Origin of the sequence: uncultured Paraglaciecola sp. (assembly GCF_937123705.1) — a bacterium.
Lineage (GTDB): Bacteria > Pseudomonadota > Gammaproteobacteria > Enterobacterales > Alteromonadaceae > Paraglaciecola.
Genome location: NZ_CAKZKO010000050.1, coordinates 1 through 13931, shown reverse-complemented (window position 1 = coordinate 13931; position 13931 = coordinate 1). Strand labels below are relative to the sequence as shown.

Here is a 13931-nt window from a genome sequence, read left to right as displayed (position 1 = left end):
GCGTCAGGACAGTGCGCGGGATGTAGTTCGTGGAAATGTCTAGGACTTGGTGGTTTTCGATTTGGGCGTGGGACATGTGTTACTCCTGTGTCGTTTTCAGACTGTGGAGTAAACTGTAGCAAATGCTAAACCACAAGGCAATAGCAAATGCTAAATAAATTTAGAAAATGCTACAGCGGGGTAATGCGGGCAGGAAAACCTAGCCTATGCCTCGTCGCGGATTAGTCGCACGACAACGCCCAAAACCTCCAAAGTCGGGATATCTTTGGCGGCAATTATCTCGTCTGGATATTCAGAGCTATTTTCGCTAGATAAAAGCAACGCGCCGCCGCGCCTGTTATAAACCCTCCACAAAACAGGCTCTTGATGCTCGTCAACAAATACGTAAATTTTATTGTTCTCGAACTCGGATACAGGAGCGGTATGGACGATGAGTTTGTCCCCAGGGAAATAAATCCTTTCCATGTTGCTTAACCGGTAGTTAACGGTTAATAAGTCTTGTTGCTTGTATCCTTTTTCGCTTAACCAAGAGGATTTTACAGTCTCAGCCATATCTTTACTTTGTTCCGTTTCAACGGCCTTATTAACCTGATACGGTACTATGAATACATCTTCATCGTCATTCGCTAACGTTACATCTTCAACTAAAGAATGCAGCTCGTCCATCCAGTATTTAGGCAAGCCTAACAGCGCTTCAATTTTTCGAGCTGTCTTTTCTGTAATAGGCCGACCATTCCTTTTTAGTTGAGCGACATAGCTTGGTGTCACCCCTATGGTGTGAGCAAAGTCCTGTTTTTGGTCATAGCGCCCTTCGAGCAGCTCAATATTTTTGATTCTGATTTGCGACATATCCATGTCCTAGACGATAGCAATTTAGCGTTTGCAATAATTTAGCATTTTCTATTGCTATTCGCTGTAGCAATTGCTAAATTAGACTAATGGACCTCAAAACCTATGTGGACGGCCTCACAAAAGACGGTCGAAAAGTCTTCTGCCAAGAGGCGGATATCCCTGAAAGCTACTTGTCTTCACTAATAAGTGACACAGAAACGGCGCGTTCAGCGGGAGCGAAAACCATAGCCTTTTTGATAGTGGCAAGTGGCGGTATTTTGTCGTTTGGTTCGATAAGGCCGGAATTGATGCGGCAGGCGGAAACACACATCAAGGTTGTTCGTCGGATGCGGGGTAAGGCTGCATGAGCGCCGCTATTCAGTACAAGGCCAAAGCCCGCGATCTAATGCCAGAACACCTTCACACGCTTACCGATGGCATTACAGACGATATGTCGCTGGGCACTATCGACGACATTATTTTCCAACGTAGCGAATATCTAGGCGGCATGTGTGCCGTTCTTATCTCGCTTGTAAAAAACAGCCAGCCCGATTCCGCGAGCTGACTGCCACTCAACCCGATAATCAATAGGACACGGGCAATATGAATAGTACCAGAACCGAGATAGGCAATTATGCTGACTATCTCAAAACCAGAGAGCCGATACATGAAAGCTCTGGGTTGAAACCGCTGATTGATACCGGCGCACTGTTTGACTTTCAGATACCCATAGTTAACTGGGCTTTACAGCGTGGCAGAGCGGCCATATTTGCCGATACAGGGCTTGGCAAGTCTGCCATGCAGATTCACTGGGCTAAAGGCGTACACGACCAGGCAGGCGGTTGTGTATTGTTATTGGCGCCATTGGCCGTGTCTGCGCAAACCATTCGCGAGGGTGAAAAGTTCGGCATTGCCATATCCAAGGCCGACCCGAGCGACGTAGACCCGGCTGGATTGGTTATCACCAACTATGAGCAGTTGCAGAATTTCGACCCCGCGTTATTTTCGGGCATCGTTCTTGACGAGTCCAGCATCATCAAAGGGCTAAACGGCAAAGTACGCGCACAGATTCAATCGTTCGCTGTTGACCTGCCTTATCGGCTGTCATGCACTGCAACGCCTGCGCCGAATGATTTTATGGAAATCGGTACGCAGTGTGAATTTTTAGGCGTTATGAAGCAGATGGAAATGCTGGCGATGTACTTTACTCACGACTCTGCCAAGACTTCCAAGTGGCGGCTAAAAGGCCATGCGAAAGAGCGGTTTTTCGAGTGGATGGCATCGTGGTCGGTCATATTGAAAAACCCTGCTGATATAGGTTTCAATGGCGATGCGTACAACCTGCCGCCTGTTGTCCATCATGAGCATGTTGTTGGAGAGTTAACGCTATCAGATAAAGAAATGCAGTCTGCTGGCTTGCTGATTCGCGGGCAGATACGCAAAGGGTCATTGAAGGATCGATGTGAGAAAGCCGCCGCTATCGCTAACGCAATGGAAGGTCAGGTAATTATCTGGTGCAACCTAAATGATGAATCCGCGCTACTCACCGAATTGATAAACGATGCGGTTGAAGTCAAGGGCTCTGACAAACCTGTGCATAAAGAAAAATCACTGCTCTGTTTCCAGGATGGGAGTATTAGGGCTTTAGTCACCAAGCCAAAGCTTGCAGGGTTCGGCATGAACTTTCAAAGCTGTAGTCAGATGGTCTTTACCGGTCTATCCGATTCATGGGAACAGTATTATCAAGCCATACGCAGAGTGTGGCGATTCGGCCAGACGCAAGAGGTTCATATTCACGTTGTCAGCCACGCCAATGAAGGCATGGTCATTGACAACATAAAGCGCAAGGATGACGACAATAACGCGCTATCAACACAGATGCGCAATAGGGCGTCCGAGATATTCAAATCTCATATAAACCCTGCTATCTACGAGCATACCGCCTACCAAGCATCGCAACGACCCGAGTTCCCACTGCTATGAGTATCTTGAATCAAGTCCACACAGATCGTTACAGCGCCTACCACGCCGATACCATAGAGCTTGCCCAGGCATTGCCGGATAACTCAATAGATTATTCAATTTTCTCGCCGCCGTTCAAGAGTCTTTACGTTTACTCAAACTCCGAGCGAGACATGGGTAACGCTCGCAATGATGATGACTTTTGGAATCACTATCGGTTCCTGATTAAAGAGCAGTTTCGGGCCATGAAGCCGGGGCGCAATTTATCAGTGCATTGCATGAACCTGCCTACCTCAAAAGTGCGTGATGGGTTTATCGGCATCAGTGATTTTCGCGGCGACATAATCCGAGAATATCAGGCGGCTGGGTTCATTTTTCACTCAGAAGTGTGTATCTGGAAGAACCCTGTCGTTGCCATGCAAAGAACTAAAGCACTTGGCTTGCTGCATAAGCAAATCAAAAAGGACTCGGCCATGTCCAGAATGGGAATACCCGACACCATAGTCACATTCAGGAAGCCCGGAGAGAACACAGGGCCTATTGAAGGTGAGTTCACGCATTATGTGGGTGACGAGCCAGCCGAGTCGTTTGTGCAGCTAACAAGAGATGACGGACGGCTGTATTACGAATTGGGCGAGGGCACCAGCATTGATGTGTGGCAGCGATACGCATCACCAATATGGCATGACATCAATCAGTCAAACACGTTGAACGGTTGGCGTAATGGTCGTGACCAAGATGATGAAAGGCATATCTGCCCTCTCCAGTTAGATGTAATTGAGCGCTGTTTGCAGCTATGGACGAATGAGGGTGATGTTGTGTGGTCGCCGTTCATGGGAATTGGTTCTGAGGGTTATGTTTCGCTCCAGCTTGGTCGTCGATTTATAGGCGTTGAATTGAAAGAGAGCTACTTTGATCTTGCTGTTAGCAATCTGAAAAACGTCTGCGCATATGGCGTGGCAGATGAGGACCAGCTTGATCTATTCCCGAGGGATGCGGCATGACCCAACCCCAACACACAAACAACGCACCATCGACCCAGCGTCGAAACAACCTCAAGCCAAGAAGTAAAATCTACCGGCACCAGTCAGCTTGCACGGGCAAAGACTGTCCACGTAGCCACCTATGCGCCAGAGCAAACCGCAAAGACAGTGTGACGTTTTCAGGCCCGTTGCTGCATATGTTTAACAGCGACTGTAAGGCATTTAGTTGTTTTGCGGTAATTCGTCGTGAGAGTAAAGCCTCATGAAAACCCTATGTCGTCCGACCCATCCGTGCAGGGTCAAAAACTGATGTTGCAGATATCTAGGCGTCGAAACCACCCAATCCCAATACGCAGACTACAGCTCTGATGCCGGGATTAGATGCCCGAAACGGATGAGCACTGACCATTATCCGATGATACCAATTCGATTTGTTAGTGAGGTTGAGGCGGATATTGAGCAACAGAGGAAAGCAGGATGAAACGCAGACAAACACGCGATCCAAACAAATACAGCATTGATTGGGACGACAACCAAATGATCAGTGATGCCCAGTATGCGGCAAATATGCGCCGAAGACTCAATCACTCACGAAAACAGCTCAAGCACAAATCAGTAACAAAGCAGCTTCGAGCTTCTGACAAAGCCGAGCGCATAGCCGTCTACGCGCTGAACAACGGTGGCAATTTTCCGACTATTCGAGAGCATGACGTAGCGGTTAGGCGTCGTTTACGTGGCGGCGCTAGACCTCAACTTTTTGATGCGGAGCAAGCAGCATGAAACAAATCGAATCATTCCCAAAACCCGAAACCCTACTACGCCAGATAGCCAACTGTGACGACCAGCTTGCGCATATGCCGGATGTTGATCCTGAGTGGTTGAAAGTAAGTTGTTTTGTAAGTTTATGCGGTACATATAGATGCTGGCTTGGTGATTATTTTCATAGAAAGGGCATAGCTGGAAAATTCAGAAGTGCAATGTATCGCTCAACCGCAGACAGACATGTGCGTTGGGCGTTTGGCGGGTGCATATACAGCCCTGTTTTTACCGATGAATACCCATACACGACGCAGTTTCGCAAAGCCGCGCTAAAAACCCACAGAGACACCCTACAAGCAAAAGTCGATGCGTGGTATCAGCAGCGTGAGGTTCAGGCTGAAATCGCATGAGACTCGCAGCCGACATATCCCGCTGCACCAACGCAACATGCGGCAAACGAGACGTGTGTAAGCGCTGGGTGGATTTACCACATGACAGACAGGTGTTCTCGCACTTCAAGCCTGTTAATGGCGTGTGCGAGCACTTGATACCGATTCAACCAATGCCGGAAAAGCAATGAGCACAGAAACATTCAAGGCCAAGCATATCGAGACACGCGACAACAGTGTGAAGGTGGAGCACCTGGGCAAAACCGTGTTCCTGCCGCGCTCACAGATTGAGCGCATGTCTGTCGTCGGTGATCGTGTTGATTTGACGATTCCCTATTGGTTGTTTAAAGCAAAGTTTGAAGATTAACCAACCTGCCGGATATCGGCGCAATTGAGAGATAACTATGTCAAAAGCAATATACGAATTTAACTGGGATGTTGGCCGAGGCTACAACCTTGACGGCCTATTTATCGCCGAAGCCAGTGATATCGAATCGCTCATAGGCAGTGAGGTTTATTTCGGCGAGGTTTGCGGAAAGCACTCAGAAGTTGTTGTGGAGATTGAGCGCTCTCACTTCACCGTGAAAACAGAAGACCAGGATTTCATTGCCAAGTTTGAAGAGATCATGGGTCATGGAACTATTTCTGGTCACAATCCGCTGGATTACTGCGGCCCAGACGAAGAAGAGTGACCCACAAAAAAGGCCGAGCTGCGCTAACAGCCCGACCTATCTTACTCACTAACCCGAAACCCATTACAGAAACGAGATAGCGATATGAATGTAGTAGATGCAGACAGTATAGCAAATGGCCGAGAACGGCAACCACCCATTAAACCAGTCCTGACATATGAGCAGCGTTTAGCACTTTATGAAGCCAGGAAATCCCAATTATCTGACGATTTGAACCACCACGAATATAGCTGTGCTGTGCGCCAGATTGCTCGGGAGTTGGGTGTATGAGCGAGCACTTACCGTGGTTCCGGCTGTATACCGAAATCATTGATGACGAAGAAGTTGCAATGCTGGCTTTTGAGGACCGCTGGCATTTTGTCGCAATGATGGCGATGAAAGGCAAAGGCGTGCTCGATAAAGAGTACAAATCTGAGGACTACAGGGACCGCCTAATAGCTAAAAAACTCGGCCTTGATGTGGTGACATTCAAGGATGTTCGAGCACGTCTCATGGATGCTGGTCTGATAGATGAATTATGCAATCCTTCTGCCTGGGAAAAGCGGCAAAGAAGGTCGGACAAAGACAAGACTGGAGCGGCCAGACAAGCACGTTTTAGAGAGCGAAAAGAGCAGAAAAAAGTAGCCAAGGAATTGCCTAAACGGAATAGTAACGCGTTACGTAACGGACCCGTAACGCGGCTAGATACAGATACAGATACAGAGAAAGAGGGAAAGAGCGTTACGGACGTAACGGCAGAGCCAGAAAAAGTAACGGCAGATAAACAAAAACAGAAAACAGATTCCGACTCACCGAAAGGCAAAGAAAAAACAGATTACGACCGACTAAACCAAGTCGCGGAAGTGTTCAACGAAAACCTACCCGCACTGGTTACCGCCGAGCTTCCACAACCGATGAACTGGAAGCGGATAAATTCCATCAAATCGATTGAGCGGGAGAGACCGAAATTCCAGAACATCAGAACCTGGGAATGGTTTTTTTCCGGCGTTGCTGAGCTTGATTACCTGAGCGGCACTGGCAAGCGAAAATTCAAAGGCGGGTTGGATTACTTTCTGCACCCTGACAACTTCGCATCAGCATTCGAGGAAGTCCAGGCGTTGTCGGAGGAATCAGCATGACCCTCGAAGCTGAACAGGCATGCATCGGTGGCGTTGCTATCGGCGGACCAACTCAAGACGCGGTAATGGACAATCTTCTGCCTGAGCATTTCCTGAACGAACAATGCCGGAATTTGTTTATCGCAGCGTATGCGGTGAGAACAGCTGGACACACGCCAGACTTGATAACCATCGGTGCCGCAGCAGAGCCGAAAGTTAATCGAGCCATTGAGACGTTGAGCGCTCTTGCGGATTTTGCACCAGCCGAATCAAACACCGATGTTTACATCGATATCGTCAAAACTACATGGATGCGCCATAAGCTCGCTGAGGCGGCTTCAAAAATAAAATCAATAGCCCAGGAAGGGTCGAGCGCTGAAGAGCTTGTAGAGAGCGCTACAGCCTGCTTAACGCCGCTTTCCGACAAAGCTGCGTCGGTAGGTTTCCGTCATATCGCAGCAGCGAGCAAAGAATTCATCTTTGAAATGGCAACAGCGTCGAAATCTGGCGCAAAACTGACAGGATTATCGACTGGGTTTTCACGCATTGATGCAATGACCGGTGGATTGCAAAAAGGCGACTTGATTGTTGTCGGTGGTCGTCCGTCACATGGAAAAACAGCTACAGCGATGGCGATAGCTCATCACGTTGCGCAAAACAACATCGTTCAAGTGTTCAGCTGTGAAATGGCAATCAAGCAATTAGCCATGCGCTCTGTGTCGATGTTCAGCCAAATCGACTTTGACCGGATTAAAAACGCACAGGTGAGCAAATCAGACGGTGAGGCGTTGAGCGATGCGCAGAAGCAACACGAACGCCGAGAGCTTTATGTGGATGACCGCTCGAATATCTCAATTGCACAGCTTCGTTCAAGAGCCAAAGCACAGGCCAGAAAAACCGGATGTGATTTGATTATTGTCGATTACCTGACGCTGGTGTCTGGGGTCAAAGAAAATCGCATTCACGAAGTATCGGAAGTCTCGGCAGGTTTGAAAGGTCTGGCAAAAGAGATTGACTGTCCGGTTATCGCTATCGCTCAGTTGTCACGAGGTTGTGAACAGCGACCGGACAAGCGACCCATCCCGAGCGACTTGCGTGATAGCGGAACCATTGAGCAGGACGCTGACATCATTGCGTTCTGCTACCTGGATGAGAAGTACAACGAAGATTCACCCAGGGCGGGCATTCAGGAATTCATCATCCGAAAACAACGACAAGGACCGACGGGTTCTGTGTATCTGGATTTTGACGGGTCACGACAAACGATTACACAGCGTAACGCACCGGTTCCAGAGCTGGCTGGCAAGGCTAAACGGAGGTCATTCAACGAGCTATGAACACATCCGAAGAATACAAAATGCAATGCCTAGCTCGCCATGTCATGCGCGTGTGTGAGACATCGGCGCAGATGGAATCCTGGTTTTCACGCTGGGAGAAAAAACACGGCTCAGAGGCTCGCGCAGAACTTCGCCGTTACGTCATTGCTGAAAAAGACAAGCGACAGACGGAGCGAGACGCAGAACGAATCAATCAATTCGGCTCACCCGATGAGCTTCACGCTAAACAAAAATTGTACGGAGACGTTGCATGAACACATACGCAGATTTCGTAGCCGAAAAACTCAAACCCGCTGAGACTATCGTTAGCGAGATAACCAGTAAAAAGGTCGATCTACTTCACGCCGCCGTTGGTTTATCTGGAGAATCTGGCGAGTGTTTGGATTTAGTCAAAAAGCATGCCTTCAACAACAAGCCGCTGGATGAGCAAAAACTGATTGAGGAAATGGGAGATTGTGAGTTTTATCTTGCCGCGCTGAGAAACGCGCTCGGTATTAGTCGGCAGCAGGTAATTGACATGAATATCGTCAAACTGAGCAAGCGGTACAAAAGCACGTACACGGATGCTGAAGCTATTGCGCGAGGGGATGAGCGATGAAAACCCAATCCCTAATCCACACAGCCCAACGCAGAGGCTTAACACAAACACAAATCGCGTTTCATGCAGGCGTATCACAGCCCACAGTGCATCGAATTCTATCCGGTGAATTTGTCAGGCATGAGGTAGAGCAGAAAGTGTGCAACTGGCTTGAATCACATGTACCGGTTGAGTTTATGGGTGAGGTTTTTATGGTGCGAGGTGAGGTATGAGCATAGATAAATTGAAAATCATCGACGACTGTATTCATATCGCCAAACACGGCAACGATATAGACCTGTCGAATCTGTTCGAGATTGAAAGATTCTTTTCACGCTTGGCTGATGACCTGAATACAGAGTCGCCGCATTACGGAAAGTTGCACGTAAAGCGAAACACAATCATCAATCGACTGCGAGTTTATCGAAAACAGGTTTTAAGTCTAGGCGGCAAAGAGCTGCACGAGCTCAATCGGCACGATGACCGAAGCATAGGTCGAGTCTTTGCCGTAATAGCTGGATTTATTTTGGCATTGCTTGTGATCGTGATGGTGGCGCTATGAGCAGAATAAGTGGATACGCAGAAACAGACAGCATCGCTCATACTCTTGAGTCCAGTAATCTTTCATTCGTCACAACAGGCGCTGATACCCGAGCTGTATATGTCATCGGCGGTCATTGGATCGACTACAGCTTGATTTCGTTTCGCTGGCGTTTGCGGGGTGCGGACAAGCAGGGTATGGGTGTGCATCGGTTGCAGCGATTTTGCTTGAGATTGAGTGAGGGTGTGGCATGAGCATGGACTTAATGCTTATCAAATCCGCGAACGGGTCATTTCTGCCAGCTACCCAAGCTGACATAGAGACCATGCAAAGCCTGAAACTTGGGAAAGCGTTCGGGTGCACATTGACGCAGCTACGCAACGGTAAATTTCACCGCAAGGCATTCGCGCTGTTGAATTTGATGTACGAGCAAATGCCACGCGCTCAGGTAGAGCACAACGGCGAGACAATCCAGCAATCGTTTGAGCGGTTTAGAAAAGAGCAGGTCATTCGTGCGGGGCACTATCATACTGACGTTACTGGGCGTGGTGAGCTGCGATTAGAGGCGCAATCCATCAGCTACAAAGAATGTTCACAAGAGTTGATAGAGCAGATATACAGTGATTTGATTGATTTGGCGCTACGCAGTGTGGATGGGTATGACAGCGCGGATGATTTGGATTCTGTTGTTAACCAGATTTTAGGTTTCTCATGAAAGTTTATCGAACTCGAATGCAGGACGCAGCCAAAAACGTTTATGACGGGCATATATCAAAACCGGCCAGTAACGGGCCTGTAAGCGTGGATAGCCTGTTGAGCAGGGTGTTACCACCAGTAGCAGGTGTTCGCGGCGAAATAAAGCTCTACGGGCGCACTAAGGCGGAATTGGACAGACAAGAGGCTGAGCTGCGAGAGCCGGTATCTAACGGCTCGGTGGTAGCACGATGACGCACGAATCCAGAGCACAAAAAGCTATACGCTCGTTGCAAGGCCGATACACTCAAGAGCAGATCGCTAAAGAAACGGGATTGCACGTAAATACTATTGCTCGGCTTGTGCGCGATTCGTCGGCTGATTACAGGAAATCCACAGAGCGCAAAATCATAGACTTTGTGAATGATCATTGGGTTGAGGTGCGGTGATGGAAATAGAATTCAACGAAACCCAATCAGGCTGGAGCGTTGATACTGAATATGGCTCATTTGGCGAGATAACGGATGACTCTGATGGGTTCAAATTCAGGCCAATTACAGGCGTTGTGATTGGTGTTGAGCACATGTCGCAGATTAACGGGTTCATGATTAATGCTGAAATGGGCCGAGTTAGTCAGGAAATGGGTTTGATATGACCGCACAACCCAAACCAAGACGCCGCAAGTGCAAGGTCAAAGACTGCGGCCAGTGGTTTCAGCCGTTTAATAGCTTTCAGAGCTGGTGTTCTGATGCTTGTGGGTATCAGTTGTCGCTTGAGAAGTTGGCGAAGAAAAAAGCCAAAGAGCAACGGGAAGAGCGAGCGTCGCTCAACAAAGCGAAAGCCGAGCGGATTCGGATGAAACGGGATTTCCGCGCCAAGGATAAACCGCATCAGACAAAGCTCACGCAGCAAGTGTTTAACAGGTGGGTTCGATTGTCAGATACCAGTGGCGAATGTATTAGCTGCGGAATCACCTACGGACAGGCTCATGCAGGACACTATCGCTCAATAGGGTCAGCGCCAGAATTAAGATTCGAGCCTTTGAATTGTCATCTGCAATGCCAACAGTGCAATACATCCAAGTCTGGCAATATCAAAGGCTATCGAGAAGGATTGATAAAACGCATCGGCATTGAAAAGGTCGAATGGCTCGAAGGCCCGCACGAAGCAAAACACTACACATGCGACGATTTAATTGAGATTCGGGCGCATTACCAACGATTGATAAGGAGTAGTTGCAAGTGACTGTTATCAGAACACCTAGACATGTTTGGCGTGTAATAGCCTGTCCAGATAATTCATGCACATGTCACTGGGAGTGCGGCATTACATCACGATCAGTCATTCGTATTTGCGCAACTGATAACCGAAATGAAGGTCAGCAGTTTCAATTTAGAGGAACGCTGTCAATTTACACAAGGTCGCTGGATTCGTGGAGCCACAAGGACATGGGTTTATTGGACGCATATCATTTAATTCAGGCGATGGTGATGTTAGAAGATATGATAAAGAAGCCGATTCGAGCATTAAGCAAAAAGCAAGAACCATGAACACAATCACTATCAACGGCGTGGAGCTGGCGGAAACACTAAAAGACGCTGACATGGGATGGCTGTATGCCACTCAAGACGGTGAAGAAATCTTTATTAGACACAACACTGGCGACAACACATCAAAAGAGAACTACGACAACGCTCTTAATGATGTAGCAGAGATTCGTTCGGTGCTAGAACCGCTTGGATTGAATGTGGAAATAGAAATGGCTGACCATGACACGATAATTTATCGAGTTGACGAACAGGACAAGCACCTGTGAACACCGCTCACTCTTACGCGCTCTAATCGGCGCGGCGAATCGCTAAAGTGCCTATAAATCAAGGGTTTTGGGTGCGTTTCTGTTAGAATTGGGTGGCAGTATCCGGCAAGTTTGACGGCCCGCCGGAATACTGCCTAGCCACAACTAAGGAGATAGTTATGACCGAGTTAGATTTTAGCCCAGAATCAAATAAATACCCATATCGCCACGGGAAGGTAAAAACGCGCATTTATTATTGCTGGCATAACATGAAGACCCGTTGCGATAATTCAAAATGCGATTCATACCCAACGCATGGCGCAAAGGGCATTTCTTACGACCCTAGATGGAGTGATTTTGCGGAGTTTTATAAAGACATGGGAATGCCGCCGTCTGACACACATACGTTGGACAGAATAGACGGCTCAGGGAATTATGAGAAAGACAATTGTCGCTGGGCTACCTCAAGTCAGCAAGCGATGAATCGAGGGTTGAATAGGAACGCAAAAATACCGTTTAAAGGCGTTACATACGAACCCAAGAAGAGCTTATATAGGGCAAGAATAACCGTCAACGGTAAAACCAAGAGTCTTGGCAGGAGTAAAGATGCTGTAGAGGCAGCGAAGCTCTATGATCAGGCTGTAAAAATTTATCATGGTGAGCATGGCGTCACAAATAAAGATTTAGGTCTTTTTCAAGCGTCAGCCACAGGCGATAAAGCAAAATGAAAGAACGAGAACTCATTCATAGTTATACAAAAAAAGATTTCCACGTCGATTGGTATTCAGGCCAAGGTGCCGGGGGCCAAAAGCGTAATAAAGTGCAAGCCTGCTGCCGAATAACCCACATTGCCACAGGACTAAGAGCGCAAGGCACAGAGTCACGCGAACGAACCACGAACCAGCGAGTAGCGTTTGAGCGACTGGCAAAGTTACTTGTATCGAAAGACGCAGCGGTAACTGAGCGCAGGACAACCAGCGAGACGATACGCAACTATCACGGCGTCAGGAACGAGGTCCACGACAAGGCTTCCGGCTTAAAAATGCCTTATCGCGAGATAGTCGGCAATGCGAATATATCGCCAATGGTCGATGCAAGGCGTGAGGTTATGGGCGCGTCGGAGTTGTTGGGGGATAACGCAGCATGAGCACGCTAACACTTGAAGAAATACAGGATGCTCTTTCTAAAATACCGAGAGCGCAAAAGCTGCCGGATATGATATTGATTGGCCGAGGTGAGGCGAGAAAGCTGGCCGACATTTCGCCTGATGTTTACAAGCAGGCCGATACGTTGGGCGGGATACCCTATAAAATCGTCGATGCCGAAACCTGCTTCAATCCCATTTACAATGATTATTTTGAGATTGGCAAGTTTAACCAGCGCGACGAACTGGACGTATTCGAATGGCCAAGCAGGCCGCATTACGACCGTTGGTTTCAACTATCCCTGCGAACCTGCATAAACAAAGAAATGCAGCATTTCATAAGAAAACACATACCCGTGCACCTGATGAGCAAGACCGAGTTCACAGAATTCTCATGGTCAGACGGTGATGTGATTATGTTCGAGGATGATTTGAACGATGACCAGCCTATTGCATGGCGCGTGGATGGCTCTGACTGGGTTCGTATCAACTGGCAGGTCGGTGATGAGAAGTACAGGCAGGCTATTGTTATGAGAAAGCCTTGGCGGGGTTTGATGTGAAAACCTACTCAAGCGAACTAACCCGCCAAATGAATACAGATAACTCTGAGATATGCACCAACTGTGCGGCTGGATTATTCAGCCAATGCGAAAATCGCGACGACCACGATAGCGAGTGTTACAAGTATTTCATGGAGCTGCTTAGCGCTCTGAGTGGGCGCCCTGTTGGCAGCGAGGATAACGAAGCTTGAAGACCTACTCTCACGAACTAATACGCCAAGACACCCTAGACACCATTCAGTGCGATGTGTGCAACCGAGTAGAGCACTCAGACAAGGCCGATAGCTTTATCAGTGCTGGTGCCGATGGTTCGCGTGGTTGTGTCATCGGGAGCGGTCAGCGGATTGAGATTGATATGTGTCCAGATTGTTTTATCAACCGGCTCGGGGAGTATGCGCGGGTTGTGCCGTTTTGATTGCGGATGATTACTTTGAGGTAAAGCTATGAGCGGCGCAACGTTCTGTGATGGATGTAATCAAATGCTTTGCCCTGATACTGGCGAGGGCTGCAAATGCGTTATGAACGATGCCGGACTGGTGTTTGGTGTAAACACTTTTGGAATGATTGACGT

General features: G+C 48.2%; 29 protein-coding genes. 28 read left to right on the top strand and 1 reads right to left on the bottom strand.

All coding sequences use genetic code 11. The features are described from left to right. Window positions 1-204 precede the first annotated feature (204 nt). Window positions 205-849 (bottom strand): S24 family peptidase, encoded by a 645-nt coding sequence (locus Q0688_RS08645; protein WP_299074954.1) that lies wholly within the window; start codon window positions 847-849, stop codon window positions 205-207. Between the two features lie 107 nt (window positions 850-956). Here Q0688_RS08645 and Q0688_RS08640 point away from each other — a divergent pair, with 107 nt between their 5' ends. From Q0688_RS08640 to Q0688_RS08505, 28 genes are all read left to right on the top strand, one after another. Further along, complete coding sequence (locus Q0688_RS08640; protein WP_299074953.1) at window positions 957-1199, top strand: hypothetical protein; 243 nt, start codon at window positions 957-959, stop codon at window positions 1197-1199. Further along, window positions 1196-1396 (top strand): hypothetical protein, encoded by a 201-nt coding sequence (locus Q0688_RS08635; protein ID WP_299074952.1) that lies wholly within the window; start codon window positions 1196-1198, stop codon window positions 1394-1396. Before Q0688_RS08640 ends, Q0688_RS08635 begins: the two co-directional genes overlap by 4 nt. A gap of 38 nt (window positions 1397-1434) precedes the next feature. Then, window positions 1435-2814: a DEAD/DEAH box helicase gene (locus tag Q0688_RS08630; protein ID WP_299074951.1), complete on the top strand. Its 1380-nt coding sequence runs from the start codon at window positions 1435-1437 to the stop codon at window positions 2812-2814. A 5-nt stretch (window positions 2815-2819) separates the two neighbouring features. Then, a complete protein-coding gene (locus tag Q0688_RS08625; protein ID WP_299074950.1) occupies window positions 2820-3797 on the top strand; it encodes a DNA methyltransferase in 978 nt (325 codons plus the stop codon). Further along, window positions 3794-4042 carry a hypothetical protein gene (locus Q0688_RS08620; RefSeq protein WP_299074949.1) on the top strand — a complete coding sequence of 83 codons (249 nt, stop codon included), beginning with the start codon at window positions 3794-3796 and terminating at the stop codon, window positions 4040-4042. Before Q0688_RS08625 ends, Q0688_RS08620 begins: the two co-directional genes overlap by 4 nt. 211 nt (window positions 4043-4253) lie before the next feature. After that, entirely contained in the window at window positions 4254-4556 is a 303-nt protein-coding gene (locus tag Q0688_RS08615) for a hypothetical protein (protein ID WP_299074948.1), read from the top strand. Beyond that, window positions 4553-4945: a hypothetical protein gene (locus Q0688_RS08610; protein ID WP_299074947.1), complete on the top strand. Its 393-nt coding sequence runs from the start codon at window positions 4553-4555 to the stop codon at window positions 4943-4945. Before Q0688_RS08615 ends, Q0688_RS08610 begins: the two co-directional genes overlap by 4 nt. Window positions 4946-5111: 166 nt before the next feature. Then, window positions 5112-5291, top strand: a complete 180-nt coding sequence (locus tag Q0688_RS08605; protein ID WP_299074946.1) for a hypothetical protein — start codon at window positions 5112-5114, stop codon at window positions 5289-5291. Between the two features lie 37 nt (window positions 5292-5328). Next, the gene (locus Q0688_RS08600; RefSeq protein WP_299074945.1) at window positions 5329-5616 is read left to right on the top strand and encodes a hypothetical protein; all 288 of its coding nucleotides are present in this window, start codon (window positions 5329-5331) and stop codon (window positions 5614-5616) included. An 84-nt stretch (window positions 5617-5700) separates the two neighbouring features. Continuing rightward, window positions 5701-5886: a hypothetical protein gene (locus tag Q0688_RS08595; protein WP_299074944.1), complete on the top strand. Its 186-nt coding sequence runs from the start codon at window positions 5701-5703 to the stop codon at window positions 5884-5886. Continuing rightward, the gene (locus Q0688_RS08590) at window positions 5883-6734 is read left to right on the top strand and encodes a hypothetical protein (RefSeq protein WP_299074943.1); all 852 of its coding nucleotides are present in this window, start codon (window positions 5883-5885) and stop codon (window positions 6732-6734) included. Before Q0688_RS08595 ends, Q0688_RS08590 begins: the two co-directional genes overlap by 4 nt. Next, on the top strand, window positions 6731-8050 hold the full coding sequence (locus Q0688_RS08585) for a replicative DNA helicase (RefSeq protein WP_299074942.1): 1320 nt from the start codon (window positions 6731-6733) through the stop codon (window positions 8048-8050). Before Q0688_RS08590 ends, Q0688_RS08585 begins: the two co-directional genes overlap by 4 nt. Before the next feature lie 20 nt (window positions 8051-8070). Beyond that, on the top strand, window positions 8071-8304 hold the full coding sequence (locus tag Q0688_RS08580; protein WP_299074941.1) for a hypothetical protein: 234 nt from the start codon (window positions 8071-8073) through the stop codon (window positions 8302-8304). Beyond that, window positions 8301-8648 (top strand): nucleoside triphosphate pyrophosphohydrolase family protein, encoded by a 348-nt coding sequence (locus tag Q0688_RS08575; protein WP_299074940.1) that lies wholly within the window; start codon window positions 8301-8303, stop codon window positions 8646-8648. The genes Q0688_RS08580 and Q0688_RS08575 overlap by 4 nt, the downstream gene beginning before the upstream one ends. Continuing rightward, window positions 8645-8860 (top strand): helix-turn-helix transcriptional regulator, encoded by a 216-nt coding sequence (locus Q0688_RS08570; RefSeq protein ID WP_299074939.1) that lies wholly within the window; start codon window positions 8645-8647, stop codon window positions 8858-8860. Before Q0688_RS08575 ends, Q0688_RS08570 begins: the two co-directional genes overlap by 4 nt. Beyond that, window positions 8857-9189 (top strand): hypothetical protein, encoded by a 333-nt coding sequence (locus Q0688_RS08565; RefSeq protein ID WP_299074938.1) that lies wholly within the window; start codon window positions 8857-8859, stop codon window positions 9187-9189. Before Q0688_RS08570 ends, Q0688_RS08565 begins: the two co-directional genes overlap by 4 nt. After that, window positions 9186-9422 carry a hypothetical protein gene (locus Q0688_RS08560; RefSeq protein WP_299074937.1) on the top strand — a complete coding sequence of 79 codons (237 nt, stop codon included), beginning with the start codon at window positions 9186-9188 and terminating at the stop codon, window positions 9420-9422. Before Q0688_RS08565 ends, Q0688_RS08560 begins: the two co-directional genes overlap by 4 nt. 11 nt (window positions 9423-9433) lie before the next feature. Further along, window positions 9434-9883, top strand: coding sequence for a DUF1367 family protein (locus Q0688_RS08555; RefSeq protein ID WP_299074936.1), 450 nt, complete (start codon window positions 9434-9436; stop codon window positions 9881-9883). Then, window positions 9880-10116, top strand: a complete 237-nt coding sequence (locus Q0688_RS08550) for a hypothetical protein (RefSeq protein WP_299074935.1) — start codon at window positions 9880-9882, stop codon at window positions 10114-10116. The genes Q0688_RS08555 and Q0688_RS08550 overlap by 4 nt, the downstream gene beginning before the upstream one ends. Further along, window positions 10113-10310, top strand: a complete 198-nt coding sequence (locus tag Q0688_RS08545) for a hypothetical protein (protein ID WP_299074934.1) — start codon at window positions 10113-10115, stop codon at window positions 10308-10310. The genes Q0688_RS08550 and Q0688_RS08545 overlap by 4 nt, the downstream gene beginning before the upstream one ends. Further along, window positions 10310-10516, top strand: a complete 207-nt coding sequence (locus Q0688_RS08540) for a hypothetical protein (RefSeq protein WP_299074933.1) — start codon at window positions 10310-10312, stop codon at window positions 10514-10516. The genes Q0688_RS08545 and Q0688_RS08540 overlap by 1 nt, the downstream gene beginning before the upstream one ends. Beyond that, window positions 10513-11106, top strand: a complete 594-nt coding sequence (locus tag Q0688_RS08535; protein ID WP_299074932.1) for a recombination protein NinG — start codon at window positions 10513-10515, stop codon at window positions 11104-11106. Before Q0688_RS08540 ends, Q0688_RS08535 begins: the two co-directional genes overlap by 4 nt. Before the next feature lie 187 nt (window positions 11107-11293). Continuing rightward, window positions 11294-11677 (top strand): hypothetical protein, encoded by a 384-nt coding sequence (locus tag Q0688_RS08530; protein WP_299074931.1) that lies wholly within the window; start codon window positions 11294-11296, stop codon window positions 11675-11677. 158 nt (window positions 11678-11835) lie between these two features. Beyond that, window positions 11836-12384 carry an AP2 domain-containing protein gene (locus Q0688_RS08525; protein ID WP_299074930.1) on the top strand — a complete coding sequence of 183 codons (549 nt, stop codon included), beginning with the start codon at window positions 11836-11838 and terminating at the stop codon, window positions 12382-12384. Further along, window positions 12381-12803, top strand: coding sequence for a peptide chain release factor-like protein (locus Q0688_RS08520; protein ID WP_299074929.1), 423 nt, complete (start codon window positions 12381-12383; stop codon window positions 12801-12803). The genes Q0688_RS08525 and Q0688_RS08520 overlap by 4 nt, the downstream gene beginning before the upstream one ends. Then, window positions 12800-13360, top strand: coding sequence for a hypothetical protein (locus Q0688_RS08515; RefSeq protein WP_299074928.1), 561 nt, complete (start codon window positions 12800-12802; stop codon window positions 13358-13360). Before Q0688_RS08520 ends, Q0688_RS08515 begins: the two co-directional genes overlap by 4 nt. After that, window positions 13357-13551 carry a hypothetical protein gene (locus tag Q0688_RS08510; protein ID WP_299074927.1) on the top strand — a complete coding sequence of 65 codons (195 nt, stop codon included), beginning with the start codon at window positions 13357-13359 and terminating at the stop codon, window positions 13549-13551. Before Q0688_RS08515 ends, Q0688_RS08510 begins: the two co-directional genes overlap by 4 nt. Beyond that, window positions 13548-13775, top strand: coding sequence for a hypothetical protein (locus tag Q0688_RS08505; RefSeq protein ID WP_299074926.1), 228 nt, complete (start codon window positions 13548-13550; stop codon window positions 13773-13775). The genes Q0688_RS08510 and Q0688_RS08505 overlap by 4 nt, the downstream gene beginning before the upstream one ends. Window positions 13776-13931 lie beyond the last annotated feature (156 nt).